The sequence below is a fragment of the Paenibacillus sp. JGP012 genome (genome assembly GCF_014203995.1).
GTDB lineage: Bacteria > Bacillota > Bacilli > Paenibacillales > Paenibacillaceae > Paenibacillus > Paenibacillus silvae.
The window spans coordinates 38,916-58,388 of the sequence record NZ_JACHKG010000029.1; the positions used below are offsets into that span (position 1 = coordinate 38,916).

A 19,473-nucleotide genomic window follows, 5' to 3' on the forward strand; every position below is an offset into this window, starting at 1 on the left:
GAAAAAATGAGAGGAAACGAGAAAATGATTTGAGATGATTAAACATGAGTATCAATTAGATCGTGTCATAATAAATGAGAAAATCAGTGAAAATGATTAAAAATGAGTGAAATTGAGACTGAATGAGAAAAAAACAGGTTGGATTTACCGTTACATAAGGATGAGCGAGATTTATTTGGGGTAGAAGGGTACTTTTCAACATGCGATGATGAACGATTTCTATTTTGATTTTTGCGAAAGTTGAGTTAAACTATTATTGTACTGTTCGATAAATAAAGGGGCGGTGTTATGGTTAGAAAACGGGAATTCGACACAGATAAAGCGCTTGATGCTGCCATGCACGTATTCTGGGTTAAAGGGTTCGAAGCGACGTCACTTACAGATTTAACTACGGCGATGGGGATTCAGCGGCCCAGCTTGTATGCGGCGTTTGGAGATAAAAAGGAGTTATTTGAACGTGTACTCCGTAGATATACAACCTTTCATGCGGCAGAGATTAGAGCACGGCTCGGTCAGGGGGACTCTGTCAGAGAAGCTATGCAAGAGATTTTTGAGTGGATTGCAGCAAAAGGAGGGGCGGGTGATCCTGCTTACGGGTGTTTTTGCATCAACACGATGGTGGAACTGGCTCCTCATGATCCCAAATTTGCGGTCTTAACACGAGAGCATCAGATGTACCTGGCAGTTATTTTCAGAGAGGTTATCGAAAGAGGGCAGCGAAGCGGAGAGCTGGCAGGAGGCATCAATGCAGGTCTTGTGGCGCAATCACTGGTGGTGTCGATGATTGGGTTAACGGTATTGATGAAATCAGGCCCGGATCGTCAATTTGTAGAGCAAAGCATTCAGGCAGCATTATCTGTACTGCAATAGCTTGTTGAACAGACTGCATGCTCCAGCCCTAGATGGGAAATAGTGCCCGCTGAATAATGAAATTTACGGACAAATCCGCAGCGTAGTGTCTACTCTCTTGACATAGGTCCAAATGTAGCTCATTGAAACTAACATCGAAAGCTGTCCGCCATTTCTAACGATTCCCAGAAGCCTTATTTGGCCTAATTTGCGGTCGCAAAAATTCTAACGATTCCCAGATGCGCTATTTCATGCGGAAACATGAAAAAACAGCGTTTAACACATCAAAACAACGAAATAACGTTCCTGTGATTCGTTAGAATTTGAAAGCTGCCTTTTTCGGTGAAATAAGGTTTCCTGAGATCGTTACAATCAGGAGACCCGGCTTACATAGTCACAATCATGGAATAGACATGGAACAGAGGAGTGTTTGCGAATGATCGAAGTGAACACAGTGACCCGCATACATGCACCGATCGAACGCTGTTTCGATATCGCACGTGATATTGATGTACACACCCGAACGGTATGGAAGCATACGCAAGAACGAACGATAGCTGGTGTCACCAGCGGCATGATTGGTCCTGGAGATACGGTGACCTTTGAGGCTGTGCATTTTGGAGTAAGGCAAAAGTTAACTTCACGGATCACAGCGTATGATCGCTCTTACCTGTTTGTTGATCAGATGGAGAGGGGGGCGTTCAAGAGCATGCGTCATGAGCATCATTTCAGCGTGTGTGGTGAACAAGAGACTTGTATGAGAGACACACTGCGATTTGAAGCGCCGCTGGCAGTCCTCGGGTGGACTGTAGAACGGCTTATCCTGAAAAGATACATGCAGGCTTTTTTGGAAAGTCGTAATGAGAAGCTTAAAGCTATGCTTGAGCGCTAATCTACATTGAATGATTGCGTTGCATCAGAGTAATGGCCTCCATCGAATCTGCTTGTATCGAATTGCAGTAGTGGCTTCATCGAAGTCTGTCTGCATCGAATCGTAGTAATGGATTCCATCGAAGTCATGCTCGTATGGAATCACGCAGTCATGGCCTCCATCGAAGTACATGTCTACATCAAGTAATTTACTTAGGTCTCAGCATGGCATCACAACCGAGCAACATACTACGTCTGGGCCTGATACCGGACTGGAAAATCTCGGCTGTCCATCCTCAGATTAAATTACCTTGGTCCGAAACAGAACTCATATGGAAAAAAATACAACCCTCCCCGTCCTGTAAACGTATGAACAAGAAAGGGGAGGGTGAACGATGAAGCTTACCATGGATCGGGTCTATCTGATAGGTTTTTACCTGCTGAGCATTTTGCTCATGACAAGAGGTCTTCACATCGTTGAATATTGTCTTATAAGCGGTGGCACGCTTGCTTTGATAGCGCTTGCTACATCTTTGTTTAATACCAATCACTCCAAGATGGATTTATTTGTTAATAAATTTCGGATAGTTAGTAAAATAATGCTTGCAGCAGTGCTAACGGTTCTCCTGATTAAAGGTATTATATTTCTATTTAGTTGAAATAAGATATTTGCATGTAGACTTCAATTGCAAAATAATGTAAATTCCCAAATTAATGCCCCCAATTAATTAACTACATCTAACTCGCCTTATCTAACCCAATCAATCTAACTCAATCGATCTAACTCCATTGTATTAAAAGCAGAAATGGTAGAGTTATTCGGCCGAACATTAAATGCAATGCAAAAAAGGTGCTTGGTCAGGTCGCTGCACTGACTTGTTAGCACCTTTTTGCTTGATATTGAAACGGGCCTTCAGCGTGATGAGGAGCGAATCATGGCTACGCTGGACTGGCGAACAATCAGGCGTGGTTCAAACTGAATGTGCTCATAATCCGTCGTACTCATCTCGCGAATTCGTTTGAGCAGCAGCTCCGTGGCGAGCCGGGATACTTCTTCACCCATAATGGATACAGAGCTGATCTGAGGTGAGGAAACCGTCGTCCATTGATTGTTATCAACGCCCACCACAGCAACATCTTCGGGCACACGCACGCCCAGTTCCTTGAAGCGATTCACAAGCCCGATGGCAACCATATCATTAATGGCGTACACCGCATCCGGCATATGGGTTAATCCGTAAAAATAGTCGGCAGCACTTGCACCCGTAGCTAATGAGAAGTCTTCCCCGAAATAAACGAGCGAAATATCGACATGTCCCACAGCCTGCTCGTAAGCGCGATAGCGCTCCTCGATGATATCTTTAGGGGCACCGGCATAAGCAATCCGGGTTCGTCCGATTTTAAACAAATGCTCCATTACAAGCTTACCTTCAGGCTGTGACAAGGAGACGATGTCGGCCTGAATGCCTGGCTCCAGTTTTTTGCCATAGTTAATGATCGAGATCGGGATCGGAGCTTTGTTAATTAGTGCAGGTAACGTTTTTGGATAGGCCAGCGGCATGAAAATAAGACCGTCAACGTGCAGTTTTTTTACATTGCGTATCGTTTCAAGCTCGGTTCTTGCATTACCTGCAGTATTGATCTGCACAATGTGATAGCCGTGCTGCTTTGCAGTCTGCTCAACTGACCAGGAGATTTCAGGGATAATGGCGTTGCGGATGTCGGGAACCACCAGTGCAATCTGATGGGTTTGCCGGATTTTCAGGCTCTGTGCAGAGGTATTGGGCACAAACCCCAGCTCTTCGATGGCCTGCATCACTTTATCTCGTGTTGCACTGCTGATTCCTTCCGCATTGTTGATAGCCCGGGATACCGTTGCGATCCCTACACCGGCACGTTCAGCGACATCTTTAATCGTCATTTTCTGTTCTTTACTCACTTATAGTTGACCTCACTTCATCGGAAACGATTCCGTATTTTCGGCTTATGTATGTTTTGCAAGGTATGCATATAACTTGATTATACCATTGGTACAGGGCATCAGCCCGCTTACAAAGCGAAAATGATGTAATTTTATGTATTTTTATGTTTATTTTGCTAATAAATCATCAAAAATAAACGAAAATGCACAACAGAGTTAGCAATTAACGAAAAAATCAGCTTTAAATCAAGGTTTGATTCGTGCTTTTACTCACAGGATAGACACATCTACAGGGAAATTTGTTTGACAGCGTATCTCAAATGTGACATATTTAATTTACGGAAACGTTTCCGAATATGCTGAAAAATCATTTGGGAGATGAATTGAATGAAAGCATTGCGTTGGCATGGAGTTAAGGATTTGCGTCTGGAAAATATTGCTGAACCTCAGCCTGAACAAGGCCAGGTAAAAATAAAAGTGCAATGGTGCGGAATCTGTGGTAGCGATCTGCATGAATACACAGCTGGACCCATTTTTATTCCTGCTCAAGACCCACATCCGCTAACAGGGGAGAAAGCACCTATCGTTATGGGGCATGAGTTTTCTGGACAAGTCGTTGAAGTGGGTGAAGGCGTAACCCGTTTTCAGGTCGGTGATCGTGTCGTTGTGGAGCCGATCTATGCATGTGGTCAGTGTGAAGCATGTAAGCAGGGCAGATACAATCTGTGTGACAAGATGGGATTTCTCGGTCTTGCCGGAGGGGGAGGCGGCTTTTCCGAATATGTAACCGCAGCGGAAAACATGGTACACCCCATTCCTGATTCAATCTCTTATGAGCAGGGGGCTCTGGTGGAGCCTTCCGCAGTAGCTTTGCACGCCGTGCGTCAGAGCAAACTGAAAGTAGGCGATACTGCGGCGGTGTTCGGTGCAGGTCCGATCGGTCTGCTTGTTATTGAAGCGCTTAAAGCGTCCGGAGCTTCTAATATTTATGTCGTGGAGCTGTCGAAGGAGCGCAAAGCGAAAGCAGAGGAATTGGGTGCGATCGTGATTGATCCTACCGAATATAATGTGGTGGAAGAGATTCATCGGCGTACGCAAGGCGGGGTGAATGTGGCTTATGAAGTAACGGGTGTTCCACGCGTGCTGCAGCAGGCTGTTGATTCAACGCGAATTGGTGGAGAATTGATGATTGTAAGTATTTTTGAACAGGAAGCGCCAATTATGCCGAATTCTATTGTCATGAAAGAACGCACAGTAAATGGAATTATCGGTTATCGTGATGTATTCCCGGCTGTAATCAGCCTGATGGAAAAAGGCTTCTTCCCGGCAGACAAGCTGGTGACTAAACGAATTGCTCTGGATGAGGTTGTGGAGCATGGTTTCGAAGCACTGCTCAAAGAGAAGAATCAAGTGAAAATTCTGGTTAAAGCTGAATAAGTCATGAATTGCTCATAAAACCTTGGGTAGACACCCTCATTTTTAGATGGGGGTGTCTACTTTTTTTTGCTCAAAAGGGCGAAATTTGTTGCAGTCTCATTACATTTTACATACTATAAAAAGATACAAAATGTATCGTTTCATATTAACGTGAGTCATCATGTTGGAGGAGGAAACGGACATGCAAAGCAAAGTAAAATGGACAGCCATTGCACTGGCTCTTGCCGCCGGGGCAGGTTGGATGTTTATGGGCAGTGCCAAGCACAAGACAGCTGCACCAGCAGCGGGACCTGTGTCAAGTGAGGGAGGCAAAGTTCATGTGTCAAGTGCACCATTACAGTCGGCGGATGTGACGAACAAGCTGGAATTGCTCGACAGGCCTTTTAACAAGTCGCCTTATGCAAACAACGTCTGGGACATGCAGCTCTACAAAGGCCGAATCTATCTAGGCCATGGGAACAGCAGTAATTTAGGACCAGCGCAAAATGCGGGACCGATACCTGTCATTTACTACGATGCGGCCAGCGCAGCATTTCAGACACAGACGGTGACAAACAGCAACCCCAGCATCCTGCCTCAGGCCAAGAAGTTTGTAGATGAAGAGCAGATCGATGTCTACAAAGTATTAAATGGCAAGCTGTATATTCCGGGCAATGATTCCGATGGCGAGAGCTGGGATTATGGAAATTTCTATCGCCTGGATGGAGAGGTGTGGACCAAGTATCGCAATTTGCCATCAGGTGTGCATGTGTATGATATGGCGTATTATCAAGGCAAGCTTTTCGCCGCACTGGGAACCGAGAAAAAACCGATCGTACTGATCTCTCATGATGACGGAGAAAGCTGGCAGCAGTTTGCTACAGTTAAAGGTATGGGCGCCAGAGTATATACGATGTTCCAAATCAACGGTAAATTATACGCTTCAACGATGTTGTATCCTGCGAACAATCTATGGGGTGACAAGACAAATCTGCTTGAGATTAACGAACGTTTGGAAACTAGAGATGTGGTCGTCTACGGCAGTAAAATACTTCCAGGGCTGACGTACCAGCAGGGGACAACTCCGTATAATAAAATCGGCAAAAATGTTAATTTTAACAATAAACTCGTTTATATCGTAGGCAGCGTATTTAATGATTCACAGATACTGCCTAAATCACTGAATGTGATGACAGATATTAATCAGGCGAGACGTGTCATGCTGCCTGATCCCAATGCGTTACCTACCGATCTGCTGGTGCGTGACGACAAGGTGTATGTGCTCACGTATACAAAGAAGCAAACCAGTCTGTATATAAGCCGTGTTTATCAAAGCAGCGATCTGAACACATGGAATGAAATTTTACGATTTACCCAGGACACGTATGCCAAGTCATTCGAGGAGTATGGTGGAGATTTTTATTTTGGACTCGGCACTGACCCGGACGTTCTGTCTCCATCTTCAGGAAAGCTGCTGCGGGTGAAGCGCGAAAATATTCCTGTAAACTCGAATTAAGAAGAAGGAAGAATTGGATTGAAATATTGTGGATCAGTGTGGATTAGAAAATTAGGGATTAGTATGAATTAGGAGATTATGGATTATATATTATGCTGCACCCACATTATTGGTGACCACGAAAGATGCAGGTTATATTCCTTCTGTGCAAGGCAGTTTTACGGCATTTGGGTTATTCAACAGCGCTTGTACAGGGCTGTTCTTTTTTTTTGTCTAGGGCGTGTCTGAAAACGCTGAAGAAAGCAGATTTTGCCGAATTTTCGTTCCAAGCAAAGAAGTTACCCGCAGGCGTGCCGGGGCACGTTAAGGGAAAGTGACGTAGCAGGGGGCGAAAAAGGGGTAAAAGATGCACTTCAGCAGGATTCAAGACACGCCCTAACCTTGTACGTGAGAAATTTGTTTGAAAATAAAAATAAGAATCTATAAAATGGATAAAGAGCAAGATTCATGACAGTCCACAGGCGTATGACAGCTGTATTCATCCGAAGCATGTCAAATCTCAAGGTAAGTGAGAGAAGTATACTTTCCATAGCAAAGGAGACTAAATCATGAAAGTACCTTCAGCTTTATTCAAACCCTTCATGTCCGACAAGCTTACCTTGCCTAACCGAATCGTTATGGCACCGATGACACGCGGATTTTCACCTAACGGTGTGCCTGGGCCCGAAGTGGCCGACTACTATCGTCGCAGAGCGGCAGGTGGTGTGGGATTAATTATTACGGAGGGCACGGGCATTAATCATGCTTCCTCCGTCAGCGGGGAGAGCATTCCGCTGTTCCATGGCGAACAGTCATTACAAGGCTGGGCTAATGTGGTCAAGGCTGTGCATGAGGCTGGCGGTAAAATTATGCCACAGCTGTGGCATGTTGGCACGGCACGGCGCGCTGGAGATTTGCCGAATCCAGACGCCCATCCTGTAAGTCCTTCGGGTGTCAGCATGGCGGGTGAAGCAGCATATGAGCCATTAACCGAGGAAGAGATTCAAGAGCTGGTTCAGGCTTATGCGCAGGCAGCGGCCGAGGCCAAACGAATCGGATTTGACGGCATTGAGCTGCACGGAGCGCACGGATACTTGATTGACCAATTTTTCTGGGGACAGACCAATCGAAGAACGGATAAATATGGTGGTGATCTGGTCAGCCGGACACGGTTTGCGGTCGAGGTTATCGAGGCATGCCGTGCTGTAGTAGGACCTGATTTCCCGATTGTGCTGCGTTTCTCCCAGTGGAAAATGGGCAGCTACGAGGCTCGTCTCGTTGAGTCACCGGCAGAGCTGGAGCAGTTTCTGCAGCCGCTCAGTGCAGCTGGGGTGGATATATTCCACTGTTCTACACGGCGCTTTTGGCTGCCGGAATTCGAGGGCTCGGAACTTAACCTTGCAGGCTGGACTCGTAAAATCACCGGAAAACCAGCCATCTCCGTAGGCTCTGTAGGTCTTGAAGCAGAGTTCGTGGAGCGGACGGCCGAGAACAAAGGGACTGGAGATGCACATCTCGATGAATTAAATGAGAAGCTGGAGCATGGGGAGTTTGACCTGATCGCTCTGGGGCGTGTGCTGCTCAGTGATCCGGAATGGCCGCTCAAAGTGCAGGAAGGACGCGCCTCGGATATTATTCCTTTCACGAATGAAGCTTTAACAAGACTGTACTAAGGCATGTCTGAAAATGCTAGGGAATCCAATTTTTTATGGAAGCGGAGCTCTAACGATCCCAGGAAACCTTATTTGGCTGTTTTTGCCCGAATTTAAAATGTAACGATTCTGAGCGACGCTATTGGGTCAGATTTAGCTGATTTGAAGCTGAAGTCTTTATTTTACGGAGGAATAAGGTCACTGGGAATCGTTAGAATTTAGAATGCTGGGAAATGAACAGAATAAGGTTTCTAGGAATCGTTAGAATCCGAGAGTCACAGTTTACTAAAGATATTTATTGATAAATTTCATCATATGAAAAATTCATAATAGTATAACAGATTGTTCATAACGAGTGAATGATGAATGTACAACGAATGTTGACCATTAGAAGAATGTCGTAAGAACGTATCCATAAATAGCATGTATGTAATATGGGAACGAAAGCCGCCGTCAGGCGGTTTTTTGCTGTGGCTGTAAATATGAACGAACCTTTGCTATGCAAAAATGAACGAAACTCGTTCACTATACAGGCGAACGGACCTCACTCGATGCAATTTTTCGATTCAGAATATCCTACGCTCAAGGTCTCAATTATGCTTAAACCATGCTCCAACTACTAGGGCGTGCATTGAAACCTGCTGAAGTGCATCTTTTCCGCCTTTTCGCTCCCTGATGCGTCACTTTCCCTTGACGTGCCCCGGCACGCCTGCGGAAAAGTTTCTGGCTTGGAAGAAAATTCAGCAAAATTGGCTTCCTTCAGCGTTTTCAGACACGCCCTAGAATTGCTGCCCAAATGATCATTAGATTTCAGACGTCGTACACCAATAATAAATATTTCAACATGTGAAAAATTCACAACAGAAAACCGCTCCCTCCGCTTACACGTTTCACCTCCAAGATTCGTTTTGCGCCCGCATCGTTTAAACAACGAAAAGTACCACACCTCCATGCTCAAAGATACAATTATTTTCGTACCGAAAACCTATTTTGAAAATCATTCACCTTATGGTAAGGTTAGCCCTGAACCACTCTCAGGCTTTTAATGAACTTACAAGTGATAAGAGGAGGCCAATATCCTTGAACAAGTATACAAGCAAAGCACGGCATACAAACCGAATTTTAAAACGAATGCAGATGATGTGTCTGCTCGTAGTTATCATTACGCTGTTAGCAGCGTGTGGTCAGACTGCGAAACCTTCTCCTGCGGGGAGCGGTAACGGCGGCTCAACGACAAGTCCGAATACATCTTCTTCCGCGAACGATACGGCTGCGCCTCAGGAGGGAGCGCAGGGAGGTTCCAAGGATGAAGCGCAGGAAGAAGCAGACCCGGTGAAGGAGCAGCTTGAGCAGTTAAGCCTGGAAGAAAAGGTGGGCCAGATGATTCTGGCGGGTGTGCAGGGCACAACGCTGGATGCGCAAGCCAAACAGATGATTGCAGATCAGAAGGTGGGCGGCATAATTCTCTATGCGAGCAATGTGACCACACTGCAAGGCACCGCAGCATTTGTGCAATCGATCAAACAGGCGAATCAATCCAACCCGGTACCCATCCTGATGAGTGTGGATCAAGAAGGCGGCAAGGTGAGCCGTATGCCGGACACGGTCGAATCCATTCCTTCCAATCGCAAAGTAGGCAAAACCAATGAAGCAGCCCTTGCGGAGCAGATGGGTGCATTGCTGGCGAGACAGATCAAGCTTGCCGGATTTAATGTTGATTTTGCTCCTGTGCTCGATATTAACAGCAATCCCCAAAATCCGGTGATTGGCGACCGTTCCTTCGGCACAACTGCCGATCTGGTTACTCGCATGGGAATGGCAGAAATGAAGGGATTGCGGCAGGAAGGCATCATACCAGTTGTTAAGCATTTTCCCGGTCATGGAGATACGTCTGTGGATTCCCATCTGGACCTGCCTGTGGTGAACAAAACGGAGAAGCAGCTTGCAAAACTGGAATGGATTCCGTTCCAGGCCGCTGTGAAGGAGCAGGCGGAAGCGGTTATGGTGGCGCATATTTTGTTTCCAAAGCTGGACCCGGACTATCCGGCATCCCTGTCGAGTGTAATCATCGGAGAACATCTACGCGGAAAGTTCAACTATAAAGGTGTCGTTATTACAGATGATCTGAGCATGGGTGCTATTGCCAAAAATTATTCGTTAGAAAAGGCTACGTTGGCAACCGTTCAGGCGGGAAGTGATATTTTGCTGGTGGCTCATAGCTATGAAAGTGCCAAGACGATTTTTGATACGCTGATCAGTGCAGTGAAGTCAGGCAAAATCAAGGAATCGCGTATTGATGAGAGTGTATATCGTATTCTCACATTAAAACAGCAGTACAAGTTGTCTGATGATCAGCAGGCGGCCGGAGATGTTAAGCAGTTAAATGCAGATATTCGGAGCTGGCGCAAACAGCTCGATGCCCGTTGAGTGATCCTGTGTTATGATTTGGCTAGTAAATAGAGAAAAATGAGCTGTCATAACAGATTAGAGGAGAGAGCGTTTTCTATGTATACCATCATGATCATAGAGGATGATCCCAAGATTGCGGGTCTACTGAAGTCACATATTGAACGTTACGGAGATCGAGCAGTATTTGTAGAAGATTTCGAACATGTCATGGAACAGTTCAAACAAATTCAGCCTCACGTTGTACTGTTGGATATCAACCTGCCAAGCTACGACGGGTTCTACTGGTGCAGGCAGATTCGTACCTTGTCGACGTGCCCGATTCTGTTTATTTCCGCGAGAAGCGGCAAGATGGATCAGGTTATGGCTCTGGAGAATGGGGCCGATGATTACATTACCAAGCCGTTCGAGCATGAAATTGTCATCGCCAAGATTCGGAGTCAGCTCCGTCGCGTGTATGGAGATTATGCGGTGCGTGATGAAGAGCGCAAGGTTGAGCTGCACGGGCTGGTGGTCTACCTGGAGAGACTGGAGATGGAGCTTGGGCGTGAGAAGGTGCAGCTGACCAAAAAGGAAACGGTTCTATTGGAAACACTGATGCGACGAAGCCCCAAGATCGTGAGCCGGGAAACAATTCTGGAGAAGCTCTGGGATGATTCCTTTGTGGATGACAACACACTCAGCGTAAATATTACACGTGTACGAAAGCGCCTTGCCGAACTTGGCATTACCGATGCACTGGAAACAGTGAGGGGTTCTGGATACAGGCTGATCCATAACTGGAAGGCGGCATCGCCATCATGAAGCTGTTTGTGCGTGAACATCTCGCCTTGACATGCTGGATTATGGTGATGCTGCTAACGGTGGTTGCCGTTTTCTGGTACGATGGCTACGATCATTGGAGAACGGCGTTATATGCGGTGGGTCTCGGGTTACTCTGGTATGTCGGTTATCTTGTGTATCGTTATCTGTCTCATCGCGCCTTCTATGCCCGAATGACACGGCCTGTGAATTCACTGGACGAATTGGTAGCCCTGCATGAATCTGTTCCGCTGTCCGTCGCGCTGGAGAAGCTGCTGGATTCACAATATGGGCAGTATCATGCTCATCTGAATCGGTTGGAACATAAGCAGCAGGAGTATCTTACTTTTATGAACCAGTGGGTACATCAGATGAAAACGCCTTTATCCGTCATTAAACTGACTGTAGAGGAGCAGGAGGATGATGATGCCCGTTTTCGCAGCATTCAGGAGGAAGCGGATCAGATGCGCCGGGGGCTGGAGACGGTGCTCTATGTAGCCAGGCTGGATACGTTTGAGCAGGATTTCAGTGTCGAGCCTGTTATGCTGCGAACCGTGGGGGAAGAAGCGATCCATGAGCTGAAACGATTTTTCATACGCAACCATGTCTATCCGGAGATCCGGATGGAGGCATCATTGGTTGTGCAGTCCGACGCCAAGTGGCTTCGTTTTGTGCTGGTGCAGCTGCTCGCTAATGCGATTAAATATTCGGCAGGCAGTCGGCAGAAGGTGCATCTTCGCGCGTATGCAGCAGATCGCTCTATCGTGCTGGAGGTTCAGGATTATGGCATCGGCATCCCCAAATCAGACCTGAACCGGGTGTTCCGACCTTTTTTCACCGGCGAGAATGGACGACATTTCAAGGAATCCACAGGTATGGGCCTGTATATAGCCAAAGAAGTGCTGACACGTATGAATCATCAGATCGAGCTGGAATCGGTGTATCGCGAAGGCACAACGGTACGGATTATATTTTCTTATGACAAAGGATGAAATCGAATGGACGTCTTCGGCTATGCCGGGTGAAGGCGTCTTTTTGTGTTTGTGGTCTATACACTGTTTTTGGTCTGTAGTCGCTTGTCGTATTACAATTCAGTCCAACCTTACAACATTGTCATGTTGGTGAAAGGTTAAGCCATAGGAGAATGAACCGGGCATCAGGTAAACTGGAGTCAGAAGTTGTGGTGAACCGCGTTAAAAAATGCGCGAATACGAGAATGACAGTCACCAGAAGCAAAAGAGAGAAAGTAACGAGAATGAAGAGAGAAAGAAAAGGGAGAAAGTAAAAAAAGAGAAAGAAAAGAGATAAAGGAGTTGTACGTTATGGAAATATGCTCTGTCACACAGATCAGCAAAATTTATAAAGGTATCGTATCCTATGAGGCCTTGTCAGGGATTGACCTCAGCATTCAGGAAGGGGAATTTGTGGGCATTATGGGACCATCGGGCAGTGGCAAAACGACGCTGCTGAACATGATCTCCACCATTGATCATCCCACCTCGGGAGAACTGCGGATTGCTGGACAAAATCCGTTTGATCTGAATTCAGATCAGCTTGCATTGTTCCGGCGCAGAGAATTAGGCTTTGTTTTTCAATCCTTCAATCTGCTCAATACGTTGACGGTGAAGGAAAACATTATGCTTCCCTTAACATTGGACGGTGTTTCCGTTCGGGAGATGAACGCGAGGGTGTCAGAGCTGGCAGCCAAGCTTGGCATCGAAGGTATTCTGGATAAACGAACGTATGAGATTTCGGGCGGGCAGGCACAGCGTACAGCGATAGCCCGAGCGTTAGTTCACGCTCCCAAGCTGATTCTGGCGGATGAGCCAACAGGCAATCTGGATTCCAAAGCGGCCAAGGACGTGATGGAAATACTGGAGCGGCGCAATCGGGAGGATCACGCCACCATGCTGCTGGTAACACATGATGCTGTCGCAGCCAGCTATTGCAGTCGAGTCGTCTTTATCAAGGATGGCAAGTTATACAATGAGATTCATTACGGGGATAACCGGGCGGCCTTTTATCAGAAAATTATTAATGTGCTGTCCCTGATGGGAGGCTCTGGACATGAATTTTCGCCAGTTCGCCATTAACAATGTCGTTCGGAACAAACGGATTTATCTGGCTCATTTTCTGAGCAGTACGTTTTCGGTAATGATCTTTTTTATCTATGCTTTGCTGTTATTTCATCCCGATCTGAAGGATGGCTTGAAGGGTTCATCACAGACGGTGACGGTGCTCGCCAACCAAGGTCTGATGATTGCCGAGATCATTATTTTCATATTTTCCTTCCTGTTCCTGCTATATTCGGTCGGTTCGTTTCTGAAGACACGCAAGAAGGAATTTGGTATTTTCCTGATGCTGGGTATGACCCGGAGACAGATGAATCGGCTGTTGTTTATGGAAAACATGTGTATTGGCATAGCTTCGATTGTTGCAGGGATCGGGCTTGGACTCATATTTGGTAAATTAGTTTTACTCATTTGTGGTTCCATGCTTGCGGTGGAGAATAGCCTGAGATTTTATTTTCCGCTAAAAGGAATTTTGCTGACAGCCGGAGCCTTTCTGTTGCTCTTTGTGGTCATTGCTCTGTCGTCATCATTGTTGATCCGCAAGGGGACGCTGATCGAGCTCGTTAAATCAGAGGAAAAACCGAAGCCTGAACCTAAGGCATCACGCTTGCTTTCGCTGCTCTCGGTTGTATTAATTGGTGGAGGATACACAGGGGTATTTATTTTTGCCTGGGGACTGTATCTGTTTCCTTTACTGTTTGGCAGCGTGATGTGTGTTATTGCAGGTACGTATCTTCTGTTCACGCAGCTCAGCGTATATGTGATACGGGCTCTCAAAAAAAATGAACGGTTATTTTTCCGCAGAACAAACCTGCTTCTCCTGTCCGAGCTTACGTATCGCATGAAGGATAACGCGGTAATGTTTTTCATGGTCAGTGTCATCTCTGCTTCGGCGTTTACGGGCATCGGCAGCATGTTGACGATAGGTGATCCAAGGCTGTCTTCCATGACGAATCCATATGCTTTTACCTATACGAACTCAGGCTTTACGGATTCTGTGGTCGTTGATCGTCAGATTCGAAAAATTGAAGAGACGCTGGTTAATCGCGAAGTTCCATATGTGAAAGGTAGTTATCAGCCACTCTATGAGAACAATAACAACTACATCGTAAAACTCAGTGAATATAACCGACTCGCCAAAGCACTTGGTTATGAAGAACGGGTACTGGATCGCAATGATCTGGCGTTTAATACACCACCCAATATCACTGCACGCAATAAACTGTTAGATACGAAAGAGGACAGTTACCCATACTCCGCTGACTTGTATGTTGGTGAACAGCAGCATATACAAGTGCAGATGCTGCCACCGGCAACCGATATCGTGTTTCCGATGGATGGTGAGGCTGGCGTTTACATTGTTTCTGATGACCTGTATTCCAAGATTCGAGAAGCGTATATTGAAGAGATTCAGATGAATGTTGATTTTTACTCCGATCAGACGACGTTTTTTGTGGTAAAAGACTGGATGTCGACGCGCAGTTTTGCTCCGGAATTGCTGGATACGATTGAAAAAGACCGTCCGGAGAAGGGATATGTTCAGTTCTCTTCTCTTGTCGTAGACTGGCTGAATAATAAACAAACCAATGGCATAATTCTCATCGTAAGCGGCTTGATCGGTATTGTGTTCTTCACCTTCGCGGCAAGCTTCACCTATTTTAGACTGTATGCCGACCTGGAGCGGGATGAGGCACAGTATCGTATGATTGGTAAAATGGGGCTTAGTCGGCTTGAGCTGCGCAAAATTGTAACAAGACAGCTCGTGCTCATGTTTTTCCTGCCGCTTCTGGTGGCATTGATTCACAGCTCGGTGGCATTTGCGGCGCTCTATCAGCTGGTTCAGTTCTCTGTTCTGGAACACAGCCTTCAAATTTTTATGGTGTTTGTCTCGATGCAGATTATCTTCTTTGCACTGGTACGCTGGCGCTACCTGCGTCATATGTATTCGAAGCTGGTGTGAAGCTGCTGTGTAAAGTAGAAATTTAACTTATGCGTTTCACGCTATTTATCAGCCTTGACCGGCAGGTCGGGGCTTCTTTTTATTTTTAAGTAAGAAAGAGTTAAGATAGTGGGGATAGCAGGAATGAAGGAACTTGATATATAGTAATAATAAATAGAGAGAACAATGATTCATAGAAGATGGACAGAGATGTGGAGGGGAAACGATTGTTTAAAGGCAATTCTTTTGTCAGGTTCAGTATTGCACTGGCCCTAGTATTGGTTAATATCTATTTATTATCCCGTGTGAGTTTTATCTTTCAGCCGCTGGTTACGATGGTGACTGTGATTACCGTGCCCATGATGTTATCTGTATTTTTTTATTATTTGCTGCGGCCGCTCGTGAATTACATGGAAAAGTTAAAATATCTCAATCGTACAATAAGTATTCTGTTGATCTACATCGTAGCTGTTATGCTGGGTGTAGCATTTATTGTAGGATTGTGGCCGTCTCTGCGGGAGCAGCTGGTGAATCTGGTGGAGAACGCTCCAAATCTGCTGCATTCCCTTAGTCTGCAATTGCAACAATTGGAGCAGAACGGAGCGATCCAAGCGCTGTTCCCGAATGACTCTACTCCATTGTCCCAGATTACAGAGTATGTGAATAAGGGCTTTACGTTTGTAACCAACTATGTGAGCGGATTTATTTCGCTGATTTCCAGCTTTGCGATCATCCTGTTCACTTTTCCGATCATTCTTTTCTACATGCTGAAGCAGGACAGGCTCTTCGGTCGCAGACTGATCAACATCGCTCCCAAACGTTTTCAGAAGGACAGCCGCGAAGTAGTCATTGAGATTGATCAGGCCCTGAGTGGATTTATTGTGGGTCGCGTGCTCGTCAATCTGGCCTTGGGTGTGCTGATGTACATTGGCTTTTTGTTTATTGGCCTGCCATATGCCCTGCTGCTCACCGTGGTGGCGGTCATTATGAACTTTGTGCCGTTTATTGGAGCCATCGTCTCCTCTATTCCGATCGTCATCATGGGGCTGGTCGTATCACCGTCGGTTGCCATCTGGTCACTTGTTATTATCTTAGTAGCCCAGCAGATTCAGGATAATCTCGTTGCGCCATACGTATTCGGTAAAAAGCTGGATATCCACCCGCTGACAACGATTATTCTTGTCCTCGGTGCCGGGGATTTGGGCGGAATTATCGCAATTCTCATTATTATTCCGGTATATATGATTGTGAAAATCGTGCTGGTTCGAATCTATCAGATGTTCTTTAAGGAAAAGTGGCAGAATGCCTAGTGTGCTTTGTAGACCCGACAGAGGGCAGAAATGTAACTGCTCGCAAACCGTGGTAGAATAGAAGAGAAGGCATCGATGCTTGCGTATTAAAATTAAAAGATCATAAGGAGATGAACTTATGTCTGAAATTATCGAAACGAATGCTCCGGAAGCGGAATATATCGCACCTCCAGCTCAGCTGGGAACAATCCATATTTCCAATGATGTGGTGTCCAAAATTGTGGCTATGGCTGCACAGACGACGGAAGGCGTATCCTCCATGTCTGTCGGCTTGACGGAAGGGCTTGCCAAAAGCATCAGCGGCAAGAGCATGCAAAAAGGGATTGACGTACATATTCAAAATGATGAGGCGTCGATTCAACTGCGCATTAATGTGCAGTATGGCCGCAAAATGCACGAAGTGTGCCACGACCTGCAGCACAATGTACAGCAGGCGGTGGAGCAGCTGGCGGGTGTGATGGTAAAAGAGGTTAAAGTGCAGGTTGTCGGCATTGCTATGCCTGACAACGTGTAGACATCTCATTGGTTTTGACCTGGTTTTGCTTTGTTGCATTTCAAGCAGCATCTTCTTTGTAGAAAACTACAGAGAAGATGCTGCTTTCTTTTTGCGATAATGAGTCGGAGCTTCGCCCATAACCTTTTTGAACATTTTGGAGAAAAGAAGCTGGTCTGTATAACCGACGGAACGTGCGATATCACCGATGCTGAGGTTCAGATCCGTCGTTAATTCGGCTGCTCTCCGCATGCGGTAATGCACAAGATAAGATTGGATGCTGCTGCCGATCTGGTCCTTGAAGAGTGAGCATAAATAACTGCGCTGTAAACCGATATGCGAGGCAATGGATTGAACCGTGATTGCGTTGGCATAGTTCATTTCAATAAAATCCATCACCTGTGTAACGTATAAGTCTTTGCCATGCTCTGCAGCGGGCTGCAAATTTTCGGTATGTGCGTGATCGATCAGAATAGCGAAAAACTGATACAGCCAGCCCGTCATGCTGATCTCCCAGCCCTTGTTGGCCTTGCGGGAATGAATGATTCGGTGCAGACAAGAGCGCATCTCATCGTCTTCGTCACCAAGATCAAAGATCGGCTGCTGCTCAGCCAGACAGGCCTGCTCCAGGAAGGAAGAACTGTGAGTGCCCTGAAAGGCAACCCAGCTGTACTCCCACGGATCATGCAGATCGGCTTGATAATGCACAACAGAGTGAGGCACGATGAGGAAACCCTGGCCCTTACGCAGATGATAGGTCGTACCCGCTACTTCAAACGTGCCCTTGCCGTTCAATATATAATGAATTTTATAATAATCTCTCATGGCTGGACCGAAGTGGTGGCCAGGTGTGCAAGCCTCTGTTCCATAATGAAGCAGCTGCAGCTCCTGAAAATGAGTGTTTTTGAACATATACGTAATCACGAGTTTCACTCCTGTATTGTGTGAGTTGATTCTTGCATTTTAACATATATCATTGTTCAAGTGGTGCTGTATTTAAAGTGTGAATCAGATGATAACGATCATTTTTCTATATCATTGTAGCGATAAACCATATCGTTCCCCAGGCAAAATGACTAAGATAAAGGGGTGTCAACGGATCAACCAACCTTACAAAAAAGAAAAGAGTGAATAACGATGCCCTATATTGCAAGTGAACAACGATATGATGACATGAATTATGCACGCTCAGGGAAGTCCGGCATTAAACTGCCGCAGATCGCGCTTGGCTTATGGCAGAATTTCGGCGGCAACCGCACGCTGGATATTCAGGAAGAGATGATTTTACGTGCATTCGATCTGGGCATTACCCATTTTGATCTTGCGAACAACTATGGTCCGCCCCCGGGCTCAGCGGAAGAGAACTTCGGTGTGATCTATCACAAACATCTGCGTCCTTACCGGGATGAGCTGCTGATCTCTTCCAAAGCAGGATATCATATGTGGAGCGGCCCATATGGCGAGTGGGGTTCCCGCAAAAATCTGATTGCCAGTCTGGATCAAAGCCTGCGGCGTATGGGACTGGACTATGTCGATATTTTCTATCATCACCGTCCGGACCCGGAGACACCGCTGGAAGAAACGATGACGGCACTGGATCATATAGTACGGCAAGGGAAAGCACTCTATGTGGGCTTGTCCAACTATAATGCAGAGCAGACCCGGGAAGCGGTGACGATTCTGCGTCGTCTAGGCACACCATGTCTGGTTCATCAGCCGAACTATTCGATGTTGAATCGCTGGATCGAGGACGGGCTGCAGGATGTGCTGCACGAGCAAGGTGTAGGCTCCATTGCCTTCTGTCCGCTTGGACGCGGGCAGCTAACAAATAAATATGTGGACAAGATCAAGGCAGAACGAGCGACTCCAACAGGTAATCTGAAAACAGAATCGTACACCGATGAACGCATCGCCAAATTCGAAGCGCTGCAGGCGGTGGCAGAACGGAGAGAACAGACGATCTCCCAGCTTGCACTCAACTGGGTGTTGCGGGGGAATCGGGTAACGTCTGCGTTAATCGGAGCCAGTCGGGTCTCTCAGATTGAAGAGAATGTAGCCGCGCTCAAGGCACCTGAACTCACGGCCGAAGAGCTGAACGACATCGAAGCTGCCTTGGCTGGAATCGGTAATTATCCTTGGTAATTGAATAGCGAAAGCAAACGAGCACCTTTTCTTTGGGTAGAAGAGGTGCTTATTTTGTGTTTTATTTTAAACGGAGGAAGGAGATCGGAGGAAGAACTGGCGCTGGT

16 protein-coding genes are annotated in these 19,473 nt (G+C 46.3%); 14 read left to right on the top strand and 2 right to left on the bottom strand.

The genetic code is table 11. From position 1 onward, the window contains the following. The first annotated feature begins 288 nt into the window (after positions 1-288). The 3 genes from HNR77_RS24360 to HNR77_RS24370 all read left to right on the top strand — a co-directional run bounded on the left by HNR77_RS24360 (position 289) and on the right by HNR77_RS24370 (position 2,378). Positions 289-870 (top strand): TetR/AcrR family transcriptional regulator, encoded by a 582-nt coding sequence (locus tag HNR77_RS24360; RefSeq protein WP_184190062.1) that lies wholly within the window; start codon positions 289-291, stop codon positions 868-870. A 415-nt stretch (positions 871-1,285) separates the two neighbouring features. After that, entirely contained in the window at positions 1,286-1,741 is a 456-nt protein-coding gene (locus HNR77_RS24365; protein ID WP_184190064.1) for an SRPBCC family protein, read from the top strand. Between the two features lie 373 nt (positions 1,742-2,114). Continuing rightward, a complete protein-coding gene (locus HNR77_RS24370; protein ID WP_184190066.1) occupies positions 2,115-2,378 on the top strand; it encodes a hypothetical protein in 264 nt (87 codons plus the stop codon). A 254-nt stretch (positions 2,379-2,632) separates the two neighbouring features. On the opposite strand, the gene HNR77_RS24375 is transcribed toward HNR77_RS24370, so the two are convergent. Beyond that, positions 2,633-3,658, bottom strand: coding sequence for a LacI family DNA-binding transcriptional regulator (locus HNR77_RS24375; protein WP_184190068.1), 1,026 nt, complete (start codon positions 3,656-3,658; stop codon positions 2,633-2,635). A gap of 369 nt (positions 3,659-4,027) precedes the next feature. Here HNR77_RS24375 and HNR77_RS24380 point away from each other — a divergent pair, with 369 nt between their 5' ends. The 10 genes from HNR77_RS24380 to HNR77_RS24425 all read left to right on the top strand — a co-directional run bounded on the left by HNR77_RS24380 (position 4,028) and on the right by HNR77_RS24425 (position 17,245). Beyond that, a complete protein-coding gene (locus HNR77_RS24380; protein WP_184190070.1) occupies positions 4,028-5,077 on the top strand; it encodes a 2,3-butanediol dehydrogenase in 1,050 nt (349 codons plus the stop codon). Positions 5,078-5,258: 181 nt separating this feature from the next. Beyond that, the gene (locus tag HNR77_RS24385; RefSeq protein ID WP_184190072.1) at positions 5,259-6,572 is read left to right on the top strand and encodes a hypothetical protein; all 1,314 of its coding nucleotides are present in this window, start codon (positions 5,259-5,261) and stop codon (positions 6,570-6,572) included. 548 nt (positions 6,573-7,120) lie between these two features. Next, positions 7,121-8,224: an NADH:flavin oxidoreductase gene (locus tag HNR77_RS24390; protein WP_184190074.1), complete on the top strand. Its 1,104-nt coding sequence runs from the start codon at positions 7,121-7,123 to the stop codon at positions 8,222-8,224. A 1,059-nt stretch (positions 8,225-9,283) separates the two neighbouring features. Further along, the gene (gene nagZ / locus HNR77_RS24395) at positions 9,284-10,630 is read left to right on the top strand and encodes a beta-N-acetylhexosaminidase (RefSeq protein WP_260410852.1); all 1,347 of its coding nucleotides are present in this window, start codon (positions 9,284-9,286) and stop codon (positions 10,628-10,630) included. Positions 10,631-10,708: 78 nt separating this feature from the next. Continuing rightward, positions 10,709-11,413 (top strand): response regulator transcription factor, encoded by a 705-nt coding sequence (locus tag HNR77_RS24400; protein ID WP_184190076.1) that lies wholly within the window; start codon positions 10,709-10,711, stop codon positions 11,411-11,413. Next, positions 11,410-12,402 carry a sensor histidine kinase gene (locus HNR77_RS24405; RefSeq protein ID WP_184190079.1) on the top strand — a complete coding sequence of 331 codons (993 nt, stop codon included), beginning with the start codon at positions 11,410-11,412 and terminating at the stop codon, positions 12,400-12,402. Before HNR77_RS24400 ends, HNR77_RS24405 begins: the two co-directional genes overlap by 4 nt. Positions 12,403-12,732: 330 nt before the next feature. Next, the gene (locus HNR77_RS24410; protein WP_111271631.1) at positions 12,733-13,503 is read left to right on the top strand and encodes an ABC transporter ATP-binding protein; all 771 of its coding nucleotides are present in this window, start codon (positions 12,733-12,735) and stop codon (positions 13,501-13,503) included. Further along, positions 13,478-15,442, top strand: a complete 1,965-nt coding sequence (locus HNR77_RS24415; protein WP_184190081.1) for an FtsX-like permease family protein — start codon at positions 13,478-13,480, stop codon at positions 15,440-15,442. The genes HNR77_RS24410 and HNR77_RS24415 overlap by 26 nt, the downstream gene beginning before the upstream one ends. A gap of 206 nt (positions 15,443-15,648) precedes the next feature. Next, positions 15,649-16,731 (top strand): AI-2E family transporter, encoded by a 1,083-nt coding sequence (locus HNR77_RS24420; protein WP_260410853.1) that lies wholly within the window; start codon positions 15,649-15,651, stop codon positions 16,729-16,731. Positions 16,732-16,849: 118 nt separating this feature from the next. Continuing rightward, positions 16,850-17,245 carry an Asp23/Gls24 family envelope stress response protein gene (locus tag HNR77_RS24425; RefSeq protein ID WP_111273420.1) on the top strand — a complete coding sequence of 132 codons (396 nt, stop codon included), beginning with the start codon at positions 16,850-16,852 and terminating at the stop codon, positions 17,243-17,245. Positions 17,246-17,311: 66 nt separating this feature from the next. Here HNR77_RS24425 and HNR77_RS24430 read toward each other — a convergent pair whose 3' ends face one another. Continuing rightward, positions 17,312-18,148, bottom strand: coding sequence for an AraC family transcriptional regulator (locus HNR77_RS24430; RefSeq protein WP_184190085.1), 837 nt, complete (start codon positions 18,146-18,148; stop codon positions 17,312-17,314). A 213-nt stretch (positions 18,149-18,361) separates the two neighbouring features. On the opposite strand from HNR77_RS24430, the gene HNR77_RS24435 reads away from it, so the two are divergent. After that, positions 18,362-19,366, top strand: a complete 1,005-nt coding sequence (locus tag HNR77_RS24435) for an aldo/keto reductase (protein WP_184190087.1) — start codon at positions 18,362-18,364, stop codon at positions 19,364-19,366. Positions 19,367-19,473: the final 107 nt, after the last annotated feature.

Coding starts and splice junctions, on each gene's coding strand:
- HNR77_RS24415 (WP_184190081.1), top strand. CDS start 13,478: ATGAATTTTCGCCAGTTCGCCATTAACAATGTCGTTCGGAACAAACGG.
- HNR77_RS24425 (WP_111273420.1), top strand. CDS start 16,850: ATGTCTGAAATTATCGAAACGAATGCTCCGGAAGCGGAATATATCGCA.
- HNR77_RS24410 (WP_111271631.1), top strand. CDS start 12,733: ATGGAAATATGCTCTGTCACACAGATCAGCAAAATTTATAAAGGTATC.
- HNR77_RS24400 (WP_184190076.1), top strand. CDS start 10,709: ATGTATACCATCATGATCATAGAGGATGATCCCAAGATTGCGGGTCTA.
- HNR77_RS24385 (WP_184190072.1), top strand. CDS start 5,259: ATGCAAAGCAAAGTAAAATGGACAGCCATTGCACTGGCTCTTGCCGCC.
- HNR77_RS24380 (WP_184190070.1), top strand. CDS start 4,028: ATGAAAGCATTGCGTTGGCATGGAGTTAAGGATTTGCGTCTGGAAAAT.
- HNR77_RS24360 (WP_184190062.1), top strand. CDS start 289: ATGGTTAGAAAACGGGAATTCGACACAGATAAAGCGCTTGATGCTGCC.
- HNR77_RS24435 (WP_184190087.1), top strand. CDS start 18,362: ATGCCCTATATTGCAAGTGAACAACGATATGATGACATGAATTATGCA.
- HNR77_RS24390 (WP_184190074.1), top strand. CDS start 7,121: ATGAAAGTACCTTCAGCTTTATTCAAACCCTTCATGTCCGACAAGCTT.
- HNR77_RS24365 (WP_184190064.1), top strand. CDS start 1,286: ATGATCGAAGTGAACACAGTGACCCGCATACATGCACCGATCGAACGC.
- HNR77_RS24370 (WP_184190066.1), top strand. CDS start 2,115: ATGAAGCTTACCATGGATCGGGTCTATCTGATAGGTTTTTACCTGCTG.
- HNR77_RS24405 (WP_184190079.1), top strand. CDS start 11,410: ATGAAGCTGTTTGTGCGTGAACATCTCGCCTTGACATGCTGGATTATG.